The organism is Aporhodopirellula aestuarii, from assembly GCF_023701485.1.
GTDB lineage: Bacteria > Planctomycetota > Planctomycetia > Pirellulales > Pirellulaceae > Rhodopirellula > Rhodopirellula aestuarii.
In genome coordinates this window covers 1-16,856 of sequence record NZ_JAMQBK010000054.1, presented here as the reverse complement: position 1 = coordinate 16,856, position 16,856 = coordinate 1, and the positions used below count along the sequence as shown (strand labels likewise).

General features: G+C 58.2%; 14 protein-coding genes and 1 riboswitch. Of the genes, 9 read left to right on the top strand and 5 right to left on the bottom strand.

Translation table 11 applies throughout. From position 1 onward, the window contains the following. Window positions 1–16: 16 nt before the first annotated feature. Window positions 17–134: riboswitch (cyclic di-GMP riboswitch) on the bottom strand. Window positions 135–495: 361 nt separating this feature from the next. Beyond that, on the top strand, window positions 496–840 hold the full coding sequence (locus NB063_RS19460) for a hypothetical protein (RefSeq protein WP_250930433.1): 345 nt from the start codon (window positions 496–498) through the stop codon (window positions 838–840). Window positions 841–910: 70 nt separating this feature from the next. Here the strand turns inward: NB063_RS19460 and NB063_RS19455 are convergent, their stop codons facing one another. Continuing rightward, window positions 911–2,350 (bottom strand): sigma-54-dependent transcriptional regulator, encoded by a 1,440-nt coding sequence (locus NB063_RS19455; RefSeq protein WP_250930432.1) that lies wholly within the window; start codon window positions 2,348–2,350, stop codon window positions 911–913. Between the two features lie 88 nt (window positions 2,351–2,438). Next, the gene (gene msrA, locus NB063_RS19450; protein WP_250930431.1) at window positions 2,439–3,191 is read right to left on the bottom strand and encodes a peptide-methionine (S)-S-oxide reductase MsrA; all 753 of its coding nucleotides are present in this window, start codon (window positions 3,189–3,191) and stop codon (window positions 2,439–2,441) included. 243 nt (window positions 3,192–3,434) lie between these two features. Between msrA and NB063_RS19445 the strand changes: the two genes are divergently transcribed. From NB063_RS19445 to NB063_RS19430, 4 genes are all read left to right on the top strand, one after another. Beyond that, window positions 3,435–3,869 (top strand): acyl-CoA thioesterase, encoded by a 435-nt coding sequence (locus tag NB063_RS19445; RefSeq protein WP_250930430.1) that lies wholly within the window; start codon window positions 3,435–3,437, stop codon window positions 3,867–3,869. 23 nt (window positions 3,870–3,892) lie between these two features. Continuing rightward, window positions 3,893–4,297 (top strand): hypothetical protein, encoded by a 405-nt coding sequence (locus NB063_RS19440; RefSeq protein WP_250930429.1) that lies wholly within the window; start codon window positions 3,893–3,895, stop codon window positions 4,295–4,297. Window positions 4,298–4,374: 77 nt separating this feature from the next. Next, window positions 4,375–4,833 carry a nucleoside-diphosphate kinase gene (gene ndk, locus NB063_RS19435; protein ID WP_250930428.1) on the top strand — a complete coding sequence of 153 codons (459 nt, stop codon included), beginning with the start codon at window positions 4,375–4,377 and terminating at the stop codon, window positions 4,831–4,833. 201 nt (window positions 4,834–5,034) lie between these two features. Continuing rightward, window positions 5,035–5,964: a hypothetical protein gene (locus NB063_RS19430; RefSeq protein ID WP_250930427.1), complete on the top strand. Its 930-nt coding sequence runs from the start codon at window positions 5,035–5,037 to the stop codon at window positions 5,962–5,964. Window positions 5,965–6,084: 120 nt separating this feature from the next. Here the strand turns inward: NB063_RS19430 and NB063_RS19425 are convergent, their stop codons facing one another. Then, complete coding sequence (locus NB063_RS19425; RefSeq protein ID WP_250930426.1) at window positions 6,085–6,843, bottom strand: hypothetical protein; 759 nt, start codon at window positions 6,841–6,843, stop codon at window positions 6,085–6,087. Between the two features lie 387 nt (window positions 6,844–7,230). On the opposite strand from NB063_RS19425, the gene NB063_RS19420 reads away from it, so the two are divergent. The 3 genes from NB063_RS19420 to NB063_RS19410 all read left to right on the top strand — a co-directional run bounded on the left by NB063_RS19420 (window position 7,231) and on the right by NB063_RS19410 (window position 11,874). Further along, the gene (locus NB063_RS19420; protein WP_250930425.1) at window positions 7,231–8,355 is read left to right on the top strand and encodes a 3-oxoacyl-ACP synthase III; all 1,125 of its coding nucleotides are present in this window, start codon (window positions 7,231–7,233) and stop codon (window positions 8,353–8,355) included. A 68-nt stretch (window positions 8,356–8,423) separates the two neighbouring features. Beyond that, window positions 8,424–9,404 (top strand): hypothetical protein, encoded by a 981-nt coding sequence (locus tag NB063_RS19415; RefSeq protein ID WP_250930424.1) that lies wholly within the window; start codon window positions 8,424–8,426, stop codon window positions 9,402–9,404. 88 nt (window positions 9,405–9,492) lie between these two features. After that, complete coding sequence (locus NB063_RS19410; RefSeq protein WP_250930423.1) at window positions 9,493–11,874, top strand: dockerin type I domain-containing protein; 2,382 nt, start codon at window positions 9,493–9,495, stop codon at window positions 11,872–11,874. Here NB063_RS19410 and NB063_RS19405 read toward each other — a convergent pair. After that, window positions 11,792–12,607 carry a sugar phosphate isomerase/epimerase family protein gene (locus NB063_RS19405; RefSeq protein ID WP_250930457.1) on the bottom strand — a complete coding sequence of 272 codons (816 nt, stop codon included), beginning with the start codon at window positions 12,605–12,607 and terminating at the stop codon, window positions 11,792–11,794. The genes NB063_RS19410 and NB063_RS19405 overlap by 83 nt on opposite strands. Before the next feature lie 149 nt (window positions 12,608–12,756). Beyond that, on the bottom strand, window positions 12,757–14,892 hold the full coding sequence (recQ, locus tag NB063_RS19400; protein ID WP_250930456.1) for a DNA helicase RecQ: 2,136 nt from the start codon (window positions 14,890–14,892) through the stop codon (window positions 12,757–12,759). A 360-nt stretch (window positions 14,893–15,252) separates the two neighbouring features. Between recQ and NB063_RS19395 the strand changes: the two genes are divergently transcribed. Then, a complete protein-coding gene (locus NB063_RS19395) occupies window positions 15,253–16,404 on the top strand; it encodes a DNA-binding protein (protein WP_250930422.1) in 1,152 nt (383 codons plus the stop codon). Window positions 16,405–16,856 lie beyond the last annotated feature (452 nt).

Below are 16,856 nucleotides of genomic sequence, written 5' to 3'. Positions count from 1 at the left end.
CCATCAACCGTCTGTGCCAGGCAACTCGGCTATCCTGAAGCCAAGCCCGACCGCGAACAAATGTCGCCGTCAAGCCGACTCACGGACCCGTGGTTTTGCGCCCCGCCCTCTCGAACGGTTTGCCTTTGTCAGGGAACTTCGGCTGACCAAAACTCACTCCCGAGATCGGCAACACACCAATCAAGAGTTCGTTTCAGCAGCAAGACCCACCCAAGGGTCTCGCTCTCTCACTACAGAAAACTACGCCAGGAAATCCCTGAGTCAAAAAAGATGAATGAGTCCAACCTCAATGGTTAGTGAAAAGCCCCAGATGTAAGGGTCGTCCGGGTTAGGAGAGAGCTATCGACGCTTCTCACCCTCGCGAGCGGCCTGCCATTCATTTTGAACCCGTGTTCAACATCCACTCTTTAACCCACTTTTTTCCCGTTGCGCGTCCCGACAAACAACACGTTAAGATGCTCGGTTCCAACAACCTTCACGGAGACAAACGCCCCCATGGCAAAATGCGACCAAGGCTATCTATGCGAAGTATGCGGCGAAGAGGTCACGTCGATCGTTGAAAGCGACCTCTATCTGCGATACGTGCTCGGTCAACTCGATGCAGAAAAACTACACGTGTCCCCTGAACGCCACCTCGCGTGCAACCCCGTGCTCGCGCAGTACATCGACGATGATCGATTCGAGCCGGTAACGGTCGATGGAGAATTCGACAAACGGCTGCTCGATCCGGAATACGTCGCCAGGCACACGCTGCGGGTCAGCCGAGCGTATCGGCGGCTTCGAGAAATCGCCGCATCGGAATCACCGATCAGCCTGCTCGAATACCCACTCAAAAATTGAACGGGGAAATAATGGATATCCCACGAATGGTTGCCACTCCGGTGGCCATGACAATCGCGTCCTCACCTCATTACTGCGACGCTTCGTCCTCTTCTTTCTTGTACTGATCCAAGCGACGGTACAAGGTGCGGGCTCCGATGCCGAGCATATCGGCGGCCTGCTCACGGTTATTGCCGGTGAGTTTGAGCGTCTCTTCGATCGCCCACTTCTCGATCATCGCGAGCGGTTTGCCGATCAACGCCGATGGACCTTCGATCAAACCGACCGGCGCTTCTGAATCGCCTTCGACCGGCTCGACATCATCCATCAACTCAGGCGGCAGATCGTCTTCGCCGAGCACCCCGTCGGTATCGAGCACGACCATCGTCTCAACAAAATTCCGCAACTGCCGGATGTTGCCGGGCCAATCGTACGCGTAGAACTTTTTCGTCACCGAGGGGGCGAAGTGCGCGGTCGCTTTGCCGTGACGACGTAGAAACATCTTGCGAAAGTGATCCATCAATGCGATCACGTCATCGCGACGCTCACGCAGCGGGGGCAACTCGATCGTGACGACCTTTAAACGAAAATACAAATCGTTTCGGAACGTCCCCGCTTCGATCATCTCTTCGAGTGGACGGTTGGTTGCCGAAATCAATCGCACGTTGACTTTGATCGACTTGTTACCACCAACCCGGGTGATCTGGTTTTCTTCGAGCACACGCAGCAGTTTGATCTGCGTGCTCATCGGCATGTCACCGACTTCATCGAGGAATAACGAACCACCGTTGGCGTACTCGAACGCTCCCTCACGATCGGCGACCGCGTCGGTAAACGAACCTTTTACGTGTCCGAACAGTTCACTTTCGACCAAGTTTTCGGACACCGCGCGAGTGTTCAACGCGACGATCCGTTTGTTACGTCGCGGGCTGTTTTGATGGATGGCTTGAGCGACCATCTCCTTGCCTGTCCCGCTCTCACCGGTAATCAACACGGTCGCGTCAGTGGCGGCGATTCGGCGCAACCGGTCGATGACCGTTTGCATCTTCTTGCTCGTATAAACGATGCCTTCAAAACCGAATCGCTCATCGAGCCGCTGCATCAACTCGGTGTTTTGGCGACGCAGCGCGACTTTCTCGGCGGCCTTTTCGGCGATCGCCCGGAGTCCCGACGGCGTGATCGGTTTTTCGAGAAAACTGAACGCGCCCTTCTGCATCGCTTCCACCGCGATCGGCACGGTGGCGTGTCCGGTCACCATCACGACTTCACATTCGGGCAGCCGTTGGCGCGCGAGCTTGAGCACTTTCATGCCATCGATATCGTTCATGACCATGTCGGTGATGACGATATCGAACGTTTCTCGTTGGATCAGATCGGCCGCCTGTGGCCCACTGATGGCGACTTCACAACGATAGCCCACCTTCTCGAGGCTTTCGGTCATCGCACGGGCATGTGCGGATTCGTTGTCGACGACGAGCACGCGGAAATCACTGTGGACCAGCGCGGGCGGTTCATCGGTGTCCGGATTCATCAAACTTCCAAAACGTCTTGCGTGAAGAGGTCGAGCCAGGGAATGTGGCAAACTTAACGTAAGGCGTCAAAGGTGAACAGACAGCCCGCTACTTGAGCTCTTCCTTGATCTTGTCCCCAAACGTGCGATTGAACTTCCGCACCTTATCGGCCACGACCCGCTGGCAATAACCTGCGTTGGGATTGCGCCGGAAATAATCTTGGTGATACTCTTCGGCCGGATAAAACTTACCCGCCCGTTCGAGTTTGGTCACAATCGGGTTGCGAAATTCGCCGTGCTCGTCGAGTTCCTTGATGTAATCCGCGGCGATCTTTTTCTGCTCCTCGTCGAGATAAAAGACGCTGCTGCGATACTGTGTTCCCGTATCCACGCCTTGACGGTTGAGCGTGGTCGGGTCATGGGTCTTGAAAAAGACCTTCAAAATTTCCTGATACGACGTTTTCGACGGGTCATAAAAAACTTGTACCGCTTCGGCGTGTCCGGTCTTGCCCGTGCACACTTGTTGGTACGTCGGGTTCGCGTTCCTGCCACCGATGTACCCTGAAACGACGTCGGTGACCCCTTCCATCCGCTCGAAAACAGCCTCGGTACACCAGAAACAACCGCCCGCGAGGATCGCGAGTGACTCCTTCGCCTCGCCGGACTCCGATCCGCCTGCGGCTTCGCGATCCGCACCGCGGACCAAACCGGTCACCACAAAGATCGACGTCAACGCAAAAAGAATGGCAAACGAGATGCCCGCCTGGGCAACCAGAGAACGACGATCTACCGCCACCGCGAGCGATCTCGATTTGGCATTGAGAGCGGATGCGGGACGAGAATACCGTAGAGAACGAGACATCATTTAACTCCGATGAGGCGGGAGAGTTATCGAGGAGATTTCGTCGATCGACGAAATCCTGCGGTCAGGCAATTGGCCGATCAGCAAATCGGCCCGTCAGGAACACGGCGGGTTGCAACCCCAGCCGACGCCCACGCGCACATGAGCTATCGTACGCCCCAGGCGTCCGGTTGGGTCGTTCCACCCCGAGCGAAATCCGTCATTTCCAATTAATTCGAGCTTCGACAACAACACGATATCATCATGGGAAGCGACTATTTCGACCTGCACCACACCGTCACCGACGATGAAGTGGACGCGCAGGCCCACGTTCACAATCTGCGATACCTGCAATGGACACTGTGGGCGGCCCGCGATCACAACGCCGCAGCGGGCTGGAACGCGGGAGCCGCCCTAACCAATGGACTGGGCTGGGTCGTACGCGACCATGAGATCACCTACCGTGCCGCGGCTTTCGGCGGCGACGAAATCGTCGTCCGGACGTGGGTCAGCGAAGCACGACGGTACGCCTGCACCCGCCGGTTTATGATCTGCCGCCCGGCCGACCAATCCGTTCTGTGTCGCGGCAGCACACGTTGGGTCTACGTCGACTTGCGAGCACACAAGGCCCTCGAAATTCCCCAAGCAGCCGTCGCCGCTCTCACGATCCGCCCCACCCCGCCACCGCATCCTTGGTAGCCACCACAAACCCACGCACCCACATGTCCCCCCTTGTTATCTACCTCCGCGTGATCGGCGGCGCCGCGATCCTGGCATTCGCCGCCGCGGTGATGCCGAGTAGCTGGATGATCGCCATCGCAGCTCACTTGGGGATCGAACCGTTCCCCGATTCGCCGCTAACGTTTTATCTGGCCCGCAATCTGTCGCTTCTTTATGGATACGTCGGCGCTTTCCTGTTATTAGTCGCGGCCGACCTCGCGCGGTACCGTCCGCTCGTGTGGTGGGCAGCGGTGGGAACGATTTCATTCGGCGTGCTGCAATGGATCGCTGACGCGATGGCCGGAATGCCGTCGTGGTGGACGTACGGCGAGAGCGGATCGACCTTTTTCGGCGGCGTTTTGCTGTGGTGGCTCGATGCCCGGACTTCAAAAAACGCCGCCACTTGAGTATTTTCCCCCGCTCAGTTTAGTAACTCACGTCAAACACCTTTTGACTCCCAAAACCGTCCCCCGAAAAAAGATCCATGCAACGTTCCCTGATCCTGCTCAAACCTGACTGTGTCCAACGCCGCCTGATTGGCGAAGTGCTGTCCCGCTTCGAAGCCAAAGGTTTGCAAATCGTCGGCCTCAAAATGCTCCAGGTCACCCCCGAACTGTCGCGTCAACACTACGCCGAGCACGTCGAAAAACCGTTCTACCAATCACTCGAAGATTTCATCACCTCGGCCCCCGTCGTGGCGATTGCACTCGAAGGTCTCGACGCGATCTCGGTCGTGCGTGAAATGCTCGGCGCGACCAACGGGCTCAAAGCGGCACCGGGAACGCTCCGCGGCGATTACAGTAGCAGCCGCCAAATGAACCTCGTCCACGCTAGCGATTCGGAAGAATCCGCCAAACGCGAACTCGCGCTGTACTTCAAACCGGAAGAGTTCTGCAGTTACTCGCTCACGCTGACCCCGTTCATGCGGACCGACGACGAGTAAGAAAACTCGCCGAGCGAAGTTCGTCGAGCCTTCAACAAAGGCTCATTGACCTCAGGTCCGACGCAACCTCGGACGCGAACACACGATACGCCGCCAGCCGCCGAATCGACGGCGGCCATCGATCGAACAGACACTCGTGGAATCGGGTCGAGTAGAATGCGGGGAGCCCTCCCCCACCTCCCTCGATAGGTTCACCACCTCATGACTGATCGAATCCTCTCCCGCGGCGTTTTCATTCTTGGACCCACTCAGCAGACAGCGGTCACACGACGCATGCCCCGCCGCGCCCTACTCACCGGCTGCACGTTGCTTTGCTTGGTGATGATATGTGGCTCCGCCACGACTTCTGCCGCGCCACCTGATGGCAGTGGCTTCGGAGGCGGCGGAACCGGTGCATTGGCAAATGAAGTGACCGTCTTTGATGGCACCCTCAAAGACGCGCGCGGCAACATCATCACGGTGACTCGCGAGGACGGCACTGAGTGCACGGTCCAATTCCCCGACGAGATCACCTCACTCGAGTTCGTCGGCAAAGCATTGCCCGCGTACCTTCGCCGCGGAACTCCGATCCGGTTCGCAACCGTGCTCGGTCCGACCGGCATGCCAATGGCCCCGGTTAACCAACTCCAAATCTTCGCACCGCTCAGCCCCCAACTCGTCCCCCACAACCAAGCCGAGCGTTTCACACCGGGTGTCCACTCCGCGGATAAGAAGAAGCCGCAGCGAGGCATGCCGCTGACCGGAAAAGTGATTGTCGTGGGAAACCTCATGATGCTCACCGCTCAAGGCGGGCTGGCTGTCCAGGCCGGTTCGACACCAGTGCAAACCATGGTCTCCCCGGATGCCACCCTTGAGATCCGCGTAAACAACCTGTCGCTCGCACAGCCGGGCGACGCCGTTTCGGTGGAAGGCTTCTACCAACCGCCTGACGAGACGAAGGTCAAAGCGAACAAGATCACGATCACGACCGACCGGGTCTTCGGCGAGATGCCGGCCAAACCAACCCGCCAACGCCCGACCAAGAAAAGCAAAGTCGTCGAGCCGACAGTCGAGCCTGAAAAAATGCCGGGCGAGGAATCTGTGGAAGCGGAAGCCGAAGAAAAAGACGCCGCCGCTGACGCTGAAGACTGAAGCCCGAAACCAATGACGACCGGCAAGCGGAGGGTCACGCGAAATGGCGCCGGTGATTTCAGCGAAAGAACTTCTGACAAGTCTCACGACCCAACCAGAAGCAGACCTTCCGGCCGGCCCTTACTTTTTGGACTTCACTTTGACCTTTTGAAGTGTGATTTGTGGCCCCGGCCGACGCCCGCGACGCTTGCCTGACTCCAGCGGCGTGAACCGGGCGTTGGCAGGCTGCAACAACTTGGTCACGCAGTACGCGTTGATGCTGAGCTCGAGCTCGTTGGCTTCGCGGATCGTCGCCTCGTGCATGCTACGGGGAATTCGGATCGTGATCACGCGAGTCGGCTCGTGCGTCCCGGCACTCGATTCATCTTGGCTCCGCATCGCCGTGAGCATCTCGAGCAACTCGGCGAACTCAGGCGTCGTCTCGAAATAACGCCGCGACTCGGCATCTTCATACAGCTGATCGACGACACCGCCGGGCGCGAGCATGGTGCGGTAGAATACCACCCAGCTCCCCGTCTTGGCGAACGCCTCCTCGGCAAGCTTGAGGACCTGCGCGGGACGATGCTGGATCGGCAAATCGGCCTCGATCGGCGAGAGCTGCAACTCGTCCTGCTGCGGGCCACCGAGCACCTCAGGCAACACCGACGCCTCTTTCTTGCCGGACTCCTCAACGGACTTGGCCACCACCACATCACTGGCGTAAACCGGAGGCCCCTCCACCTGCTGCTTCTTCTTCTTTCCGGCCGCCCGTGTCTTCCTCGCCGTCGCAGCGGCAACCCGAGCGGACGGCGTCTTCCTGCGACTGGTGGTGTTTCTGGTGTTCGATTCGCGACCGGTTTTTGATGCCGTCGACTTGCCTGATTCGGCCTTGGAATTCATTTCGGATCCGAGATGCGATTGTCAATTCGCCGGTGATATCAGTCATCGCTCCGGCCTGCGTGATTAGGTGCATCTTGGGACCACCGACAAACAACCTCCCGCAAACATTGCTAGCAAAAGCACTTACGTTCGCGAGCAGGCACCGCCCTTTTTTTACGCAGCCCGCCAGCGAGAGGGGCCTCGCCAGACTGCACGCTTTTTAAGCACGGCCAAATCGCTCGTCGGCCAAGTGTCCACTTTGAAAGAGTCAAGGAATTCACTCAACTTTTTTCTGCAAACTCGGCGGGCCGTCTGACCTACGGGCGTGGGCCCCATGGCGGTATGCTGGAACGCAACAGCCGATCGGAGTGACGGCCTCTTTTGATTCAGACAGCGTGGGTGAGATTGATGCGTTTTGGTGATGTGGTGTTGGCGGGGATCGGCGTGACCATCCCGGATGAAGTCTGGTCGAGCGACGCGATCGAACAGCAACTCGAACCTCTGTACTCGCGACTGAAACTCCCAGAAGGAAGACTGTCTTTAATGAGCGGTATCGACGAGCGACGGGTTTGGCTCGCCGGAACGATGCCGAGCGGCCCGAGTATCCGCAGCGGCCTCGCCGCCATCGAAGCGGGGGCGATCGACCGCAGCGAAGTCGGCGCCCTGATCCACGCGAGCGTCTGCCGCGACTTCCTCGAACCCGCCACCGCATCGCGAGTCCACCATGAAATGGGACTCCGCAACGACTGCTGGGTCTACGACGTTTCCAACGCGTGCCTCGGCGTGCTCAACGGCGCCATCCAGATCGCGGGGATGATTTCGGCGGGCATGATCCGCGCCGGTGTCGTGGTCGGTACCGAAAACAGCCGGCCGCTGCTCGAAGCTACGATTGAGTCCCTCAACGCCGACGAGTCGCTGACCCGCAAAAGCGTCAAACCAGCGTTCGCTTCCCTGACGATCGGCTCGGGGAGCTGTGCTTGGCTGGTCTGCCACCGCGAACTTTGCCCCGACGGCACCCCGATCGAATTCGCGATCGCCGAAGCGAACACAGCATTCAATCACCTCTGCCGGAGCAACCAAGACACCGCGGGGGCCGACATGCGACCGCTGATGGACACCGACTCCGAAACGTTGATGGCGGAAGGTATCGCAACGGGCGTTTCGGCGTTGGACCGATTGCTTGCCGAATCGACCTGGAACCGCGACTCGTTCGACCGAACGGTCTGCCATCAAGTCGGAACGCGGCACCGGGCGGCGATGCTGGAGGCGATGGGCCTACCCACCGAGAACGACTCGATCACTTATCCCGTACTTGGTAACACCGGATCGGTTGCATTGCCACTGACGGTCGCTGCGGCGATCGCCCGGGGCGAACTCGAAGCGGGCGATCGCACCGCGTTGCTGGGCATCGGCTCGGGTATCAACAGCGTCATGATCGCCACGACCTGGGGACGCACTGCGGTCTCGGGCCAATGGTCGGGACTGCTCGAAGCACGCGAGGATTGTCGTTCCGGCGCCCCGGCGCTAAGGTGACCAAAGAGGACGACCGCCCGGAACCTCCCCCCCAAATTCGAATCCACCACTCAATCACCCTACTGAAGATGAATCATTCACACCGGAACCCAATCGTGGCCAAACGCCTCAAGACAATCGCGTGGATCATCGGCGCTCTCTTGCTGATGGTCTGGCAACTGGCATTCGCCCGACCGGGCTCCGCCCAAGAGGTCGCCGAACCGCCAACCCAGCAAGCTGAGGAAAAAACCGAAACCGAAGAGGGCTCCGACGATTCCGCCGAAGCCCTCTACGTTCGGATCCACCGCGACGAAGACAACACGCCGCAGTCGATGCAAACGGCGACGGTTCGTTACGTCGGAAAACCGGGAACCAAGTACGCAGGTAAAATCGTCGACTTAGTCGGCGTCGTCCACATCGGCCAAGCCGAATATTACGAAGCACTCAAGAATCAACTCAGCGGCTACGACAAAGTCCTCTATGAACTCGTCGCTCCCGACGGCACCCGCATCCGCCCTGAAGACCTACAGCAACGCCGATCGCTGTTGGCGTCGATGCAAACCGGCATGAAGGACATGCTCAACCTCGAGTATCAACTCGAGAAGATCGACTACATGGCCGATAATTTCCGCCACGCCGACATGAGCCCCGATGAGTTCGTCGAAGATCTCGAACGCCGAGGCGACAGTGTCTGGAAAATGGTCGCGCGGATGATGGGCGCGGGACTCGCCAGCCAAGCCGGCAACGGGGGTGAGGCCGGACTGCTGATGGCCCTCTTCAGCAAAGATCGATCGATGATGATGAAACGCGCGATGGCCGGACAACTGATCGACATCGAAATGGTTTCCGCCGGCATCGACGACGTCAACGGTGAAAACACCTTGATCAAAGGTCGCAACCGCAAAGCGTTCGAAATCCTCCGCGAGGAACTTGACGGAGAAACGCAAACAGCCGCCGTGTTCTACGGCGCCGGTCACCTGCCCGATATGGCCGAGCGTCTCGTCACCGAATTCGAAATGGAACCAACCCAAACGACCTGGTTGGACGCTTGGGATCTGACGCGAAACTAACCCTCGCCTCTCCGACGCGCACTCGGCGGCGAATCACGTCGCCGCCATTCTTCCTCGACAGACCGCGAGATCCGGAATGGAATCCTTCTTGAAAACACGGCGACGGACCGCCGGCCGCGCGACGATTCTCCCTAGGATCGAACGGCTCGAACATCGACGGCTGCTCGCCGTGATGACGCACTCGGCCCTATCGCTTGAATCGATGCGCGATGAAATCGCTGGCCAGTTCTCGTCCGCGACCGTCATCACGCACGGCTTCCAACTCGATGGCGGGGGTGATTCACTGATGCCGCTCGCCGATGCGATCGTCGAACGCAATGGCGGACTGCTGGTCGATTTCGATGTCGATACCGGGGGCGGCCAGGGCACGTTCGATCTGTTTGAAAGCGAGGCGCGAGCGGGTTCGGAGCTCGTCCTTTCGTTTGATTGGGGAGACGCCTCCAACAACGACAGCGCCGGATGGGGCGAAGCCGCGGGTGACGCCCTGTTCAGCATTGCGGTGGGCCTGGGTCTATTCGACCCGAGCCAAGGTTCCGAAAATTCGATCGATCGGCATTTCATCGGTCACAGTTTCGGCACCGCCGTGACGAGCGAAGCGGTGGAACGACTCGCCGCCTTCGACATTCCGGTCGGCCATTTGACCTATCTCGACCCACACGACTTCGACCAATCCCGCCTTCCGATCGACGGCTCACAAGACCTCGACACGCTCGGATTGCCACTGTTGAACGAAACTCCTGTTTACGGCGCAACCGTTTGGGATAACGTCATTTTTGCCGACGCCTACTATCAAACCAATCCGCTGGGCTTCTTCTCCACCAACCCCGGCGGCCGACCAATCCCCGGGGCCTACAACACATCCGTGACCACGGAAACTTCCAACGCCTCGTTCCCACACAGTGCCGTGTGGAACGAGTACTACCTCGCGACGATCACCGACCCGTCCTCCACGACCGGCTATGCGTTTAGCTCACGCAACACAAACAGCATCGTTCGCCCCACGCCGCGATTCTACGGCAGCAACCAAAACCACGATCACACGCCCGAGGCTCTCGTGAACCGCACGACAGGTTTGCCCAATGACGCTGGCCTTGAATCCAACGGACTCACCGCCGCACAGATCACCACGGGCAGATGGGAACCGGTGTGGACTCCACAGATCAACAACGGTGACTTCACATTTACCGGCAACGGCGGCAGCGAGGTTCCAGGTTGGGCTTTTCACGGTGGCGGTGGCAACGCAGAAATTCCATCCGCGGCCGACGCCGTCCTGCCACTACAAAACAAGACCAACTCGCGGACGCACAATTGGACCTACATCCCCAACGATGCGGCATTCCTGGATTACGACGTCACGATTCCCGCTGGCACCAACGCGGCAACGCTCGAAGTGCTGATCGGCGACAACGTGATCGAAACGCTCGCGGTCGATCAACTCTCATCCCTTGAACGCGGGCTCGCCGCGAACGGCGGGCTCACGATCAGCTCTCCGATCGGTTCGCTCGCGAACTCCGTGAACACAATCACCTATCGTGTTTCGGGCTTGCCGACTGACAATTCGAAACTCAATATCGACGACATCCGATTCGCGAACTCGCTACCGGTGCCGACTCACCCACGAATCGTGATTCCCGAAATCATCACGAGCGAGCACGTTTTTGCCAGCGATGCATCCGACGCCCGAGCGGGAACAGCAATTATTTTCGCGGCTCTGACCAACACGACACTGACCGCCACCACGAGCGAATCGACGTCGTTTGGCCGAAACATGCAGATCGTCAACGCGGATCTGCAACCGATCGGCAGCCGACAAGGCAACTCCATCTTTGCCAGCCTCATCGACGGCGAAATCTATGCTGTCGTCGCGCAGTCACACCCCTCGGATCAAACGATCACCCTGCAATCTGCGGTCGGCGAAGCTTCATTGACGCGTTTGGCAGCGACCAACATCTTTGCCCCCAGGGACACCAACGCCAACGGACAAACGACCGCGGTGGATGCTTTGCGGGTGATCAACGAACTGAACGCGACCTCAAACAGCAACGGCAATCCCAACCGACCCCCCGAACCGTTCCTCGACGTCGACGGCAGCGGTTTCATTTCGGCGCTCGACGCGCTGCGAGTGATCAACTATCTCAACAAGCATGAAGCCTCAGGCGGCGAACCCACAATCGATGCCATTCCGATGATCGCCCCATTGTCGACGAACAACATCACGGACAGCGAACGCGATCGAACACAAACGGCGTCAACACTCAACCGGGGCCTCGCATCCCTGAACGGCGTGGCCAACAGCGCGTCGGCGGATGCCTCAACTGATCAACCGAGAACATTCGTCAAACCGCATGCCGCCGACGATTCAATGGAGACAGTGCTCAACGAGGACTCTACATCGCCGCTTTTAGATTTTGAATACTCTCTCGCGCCAACGTTTCCGCACCCGGCGAATAATCAAACACTTCAACGCTAACCCATCCGTCGTAGCCGACATCGCGAATCGCCTGCATGATCGGCTCGAACTTAACGCTCCCCATCCCAGGCCCGAGACGGTTGGGATCGTTGGCGTGAAAGTGGATCATCCGATCGGCATGTCGGCGAATGATCTGATCGATCGGTTCGTCTTCGGTGCTCATCGCTTTGACGTCCAAATGCAAACCGATGTGATCATCACCAATCGCGTCAATCAGATCACAACCTTCATCGGCCGTGTTGAGGAAGTCACCTTCTTCGGGACCGAGTGGCTCGATCGCGATTCGAACATTCCGCTCGTGCAGCGCCGGTAAGGCTTCCCGCAGAACGCTCGCGGCGTTGGCAAGTGCTTCTTCCGTCGACTGTCCTTCGGTGCGATTGCGCTGCAGCGGTGAGCCGAGCACCATCAGGCTGCCACCGAGATCGCCACAAAGATGCGTCAGCTTTGTGAAGTATTCGCTCGTTCGTTTCCGCATCGCTTCATCACGTGTCGTCAGGTGCAACCCTTCGGTGCCCGCGAGCAACCAGTGCAATCCGATGATTTCCAACCCCGCGTCCTCGACGACTCGCCGATATTGCACACGGTTGTCAGGCGAAATTTTGTCGACGTGATCGGCCAACATGAACGGGGCAACTTCCCATCCGGTGTAGCCCAAGTCGGCGGTCAGACGCACCGCATCGGCAAGTGCTGTCTCGCGAAACGTTTCGTTACAAAGTGCAAATCGCATTGGGATCGGTTCAATTCGTCACGGGAATTCACGCCAATCGCGTGATAAAAATAGGGATCGATAGGCGGAAGATGTTAAAGGCATGCCGACGCGCACGCAAATCCCCGATGCAAACGTTTTTCCCCCGATCTCAACACCAACGACCACACACTGGTTCAGCGATTCTGGCAACACGCGACGACGACACGAATTTCTTCGTAAGAGATATCTTCCTCGACTTCCTCGTTCGCTTCGAGAGCCTCACGGATGGGCTTCAATCGTCCATCTTGGCTGGCCGAAAGCGCTGCCTCGATGTGCCGGACTTTCTCGACCGTCACCCACGGCGACGGGTCCGTGACTTTCGCTTCGCTGATGTAATGATTCAGATACCCTCGCACCGTCGACGTGGCCCGTCCCATCGCGTCGGCCACCTCAGCGACAGACTTCCCTTGCTTGAACATCGCAAACGCTTCCTGCTGGACTGCTACACCTTTCAAACTTTTGGGCTTGGCCGCCGCAACCGCCGGCCGCGATTCCGCCGGGACACCCACAACATCCCGCGTCAGCGATCCGTCTTCGCAGTGTGTATTGATCTCGCTCAAAAACAATTCACCGAACTCAGCGAGCTTGCGTTCGCCGATCCCTTTGATCCTTCCCAATCCCGCCAGCGAACTGGGACGGACACGCGCCAAATCCCGCAGCACCGCGTCGCCAAAAATCACATAGGCCGGAACCTTTCGCTCCGCCGCCAACTCACTCCGCCGCGCCCGCAATCGATCGAATAACGCGCGGTCGACGCCTTCCCAAGACTCGGTGACCGGCGAGCGGGACGAACGGCCACCCGACGCTGACACCTTCGACCGCGTTAACGTGACTGTCCCCTTACGCTGCAACAAGTCACGCCCCTCCGACGTCAATCTCAATACGTTGTATTCACCGTACCGTTCCAGAAACCCTTGCGAGACCAATTGCTCAACCCACATTCGCACCGCCGCAGCAGATTCGTTGCCTAACAAGTTATAGGTACTCAGTTGGTCGTGCCCCGCTTCGGCAATCTTGGGTTCACGCGATCCCGTCAGCACCTTCACCGTGTACGCGACACCGTAGCGTTCCTTGAGACGAACCACGCAGGAAAGAATCTTCTGAGACAACGTGATCGGGTCTTCGACGGTATCGAGTTCCCCGAGGCAAACGTCACAGGCGTTGCAATTATCGACGTCGAACTCTTGACCGAAGTAGTTCACGATCGCGGCGTGGCGACATTTGACACCCGAGCACAGGTCCGACATCGCGTTCACGTTCTGCATTGCCTCGTCGAAATTGGATCGGTCGCCCATTTCGAGGATGCGTTTCCACGTCATCAGGTCGCCACCGCTATAGAGCAATACGCACTGCGACGCCAAACCGTCGCGACCGGCCCGCCCGCTCTCTTGCTGATAGTGCTCTATCGATTTCGGCATCCCCGCATGAATCACAAACCGCACGTTCGACTTATCAATCCCCATACCAAACGCGACCGTGGCGACGATCACATCAACCTTCTCGCGGATAAACGCATCTTGGTTGTTTTGTCTCGTTTCATCATCGAGTCCCGCGTGATACGGCAGCGCCGAGATGCCTTCAGCGGTCAGTGCCGCCGCGGTCTGCTCGACCTCTTTGCGGGTGATGCAGTACACAACCCCGGATTCTCCGCGATGCTGATCGATGACGCGCATGATCTGCCGGAGTGCATTATCGCGACGAATCATACGATAAGTTAAATTCGGCCGGTCAAAACTGCCTACGAGCACGTTCGGTGAGTCTAACTGCAGCTGGTCGGCGATGTCGTCTCGCACCCGTTCTGACGCCGTTGCGGTAAAAGCATGTACGGACGCATCCGGGAAACGATTCTTCAGCACCCGTAACCCGCGATACTCGGGTCGAAAATCGTGGCCCCAGTTACTAACACAGTGAGCTTCGTCGATCGCGAAAAACGAGATCGGGATGGTGGTCAAAAAATCCAGCGTCCGATTGGTCAACAGCCGCTCGGGCGCGAGATACAGCAGATCGATCTCACCATTTCGTATCTTCGCAGCCGTCTCGCGTTTTTGCTCATCCGATTGCGTGCTGTTAACTAGCGCTGCGGCGACACCGTTGCTCACCAGCGAATCGACTTGATCCTTCATCAACGAAATCAATGGCGAGACGACAACCGCCATGCCTTCTCGCACCAACGCGGGCACCTGATAACACAATGATTTGCCGCCACCGGTAGGCAATACGACGACGCTGTCGCGACCTTCGATGACGTCACGAACGGCCTCTTCCTGCATCGGACGGAACTCGTCGAAGCCCCAAACTCGAGCGAGAACTTCGCGGGCGGAGTCAATCACATTATTTTTTTCGCGTTCTAAGCCCCCGCATTCACTCACACGGGTCCGTTTTACGCTAATCTGTGAGGTCGAGCCTGCATTGTCGAGGCTCGCGTGCGATTGAACCGTGGTGTTTTTCAATGGGTTCTCTTTCGGGTTCGGGCCAGAGTTCACGGCAGTCTCCTTCGCTCGCGAGTCAATTTCGGTCCTGCAGGACACAATTGTACGGGGAAGAGTGGCTGACGCGAAGCGAGCAACATGAGCCCCCGAAACCAGTGCTCCTTTTCTTCTCTCTTGCACAAACTTTATCGCTGTTAAATCATGGCCAAGAAAAAAAGCTCCTCGTCAACGAAACGTAAATCGAAACAGCCGGTGACCGCGAAGACTGCCAAAAAGAAAGCCGTCAAGAAGACATCATCAAAGAGCAACGTCAAGAAATCAAAAGCTGGCAAGAAGTCAAAAGCCGTTAAGAAATCGAAATCCGTCAAGAAAGCAAAAGCCGTAAAGAAGAAAAAAGCTGCCAAACGAAGTGCTGGAAAAGGAACAGCCGCGGTTCGCAGCAAGAAAGCAAAAAAGAAAACGAAAGGCGCCGTCAAGCAATCGGCTAAGAAGTCGAGCCGGTCGAACGCGGCTCCGTTGCCGCGAGGCGTGTTGTCAGCCCTCGGCAAGAAGAGCGACCAACAACTCGCCGACGACTTCGACGTGCCGGTGGCATCCGTCCGCGCCGAACGTCAACGGCGTGCCATCAAACCGCTCCACTGGAACAATTGGACCGAAGAGGCCGACGCGCTACTGGGTACCATGCCCGATGCCGACGTCGCCAAAATCGTCGGACTGACCGTCAACGCAGTGAGCGCCCGACGACGACGCAATGGGATCGAATCCTACACCCCTTCGACCAAACTCAATCCCCATCAATGGACGGCGAAAGAGCTCAAATGGCTCGGCAAACTATCCGATGTCGAAGTCGCTCGTCGTGTCGGCCTGGATTCGTCCACCGTCGGTGCCAAACGCACCTCGTTGGGGATCTCGCCGCATCGCAAAGGCCGTCAAAGCAGAACGTGGAGTAAGAAAGAACTTTCGCTACTGGGCAAAATACCTGACACCCAGATCGCAAAAAAATACGGCATCCCACGTCGCAAAGTCATCGCGATGCGACAATCGCTCGGCATTCAATCACCGGTCGTCGTTGCCAACGAAGCCCGTTGGACGCCAAAAGTGATCGCGATGCTGGGCAAACTTTCCGATACCGAAGTCAGCAAACGGACGGGCATCTCCGTCGCATCGGTGCGAGGTTATCGCGTCCGTCATGGAATCCCATCGCGAACGACTCAGTTCCGCTGGACCGATGATGCCGTCAGCCGTCTCGGGCATGAGCCCGATCAAGACATCGCCGACTCGCTCGGGATCGAAGTCATCAAAGTTGCCAGCAAACGGCAATACCTAAAGATCCCAGCGTATCGCGGCGAGTGAGGCTTCCCTCCGTCACAATTGCGGTGCGTCATGCGCCGCAGTCGAGGAAATCAAAACTGCCCACCAGCCGGGCCCGTCGGTTTGCAGCAACACGCTCGCGCTGACCGACGTGAAAGCTACCAGTTTGATGATTCATCCAATCGCGCGAACCGGTTGACAAGCAGGTATGCAGGAATCATCTGGCGCAACTGCCGCGAACTGTAGGCCGGACCGAGGCTTTGCGAGCTCCGGCATTCTCTTGCTCAGTCGTGCCGGAACTGCGTCGCTCAGGCTCCTTGGTCCGGCCTACGCCTGCCAACGGACTGCACCGGAGAGGCGTCGTCTGGACAGCGCCACTTTTCCCGTAGCTCGCAATTTCGGGAGCTCGATTTAATTACTGCGGGATTTCAATCTTAGCGGAACGGCGCAAGCCGTCCGGTCCCGCGTTACCGGACGGTTTGCGCCGTACCGCT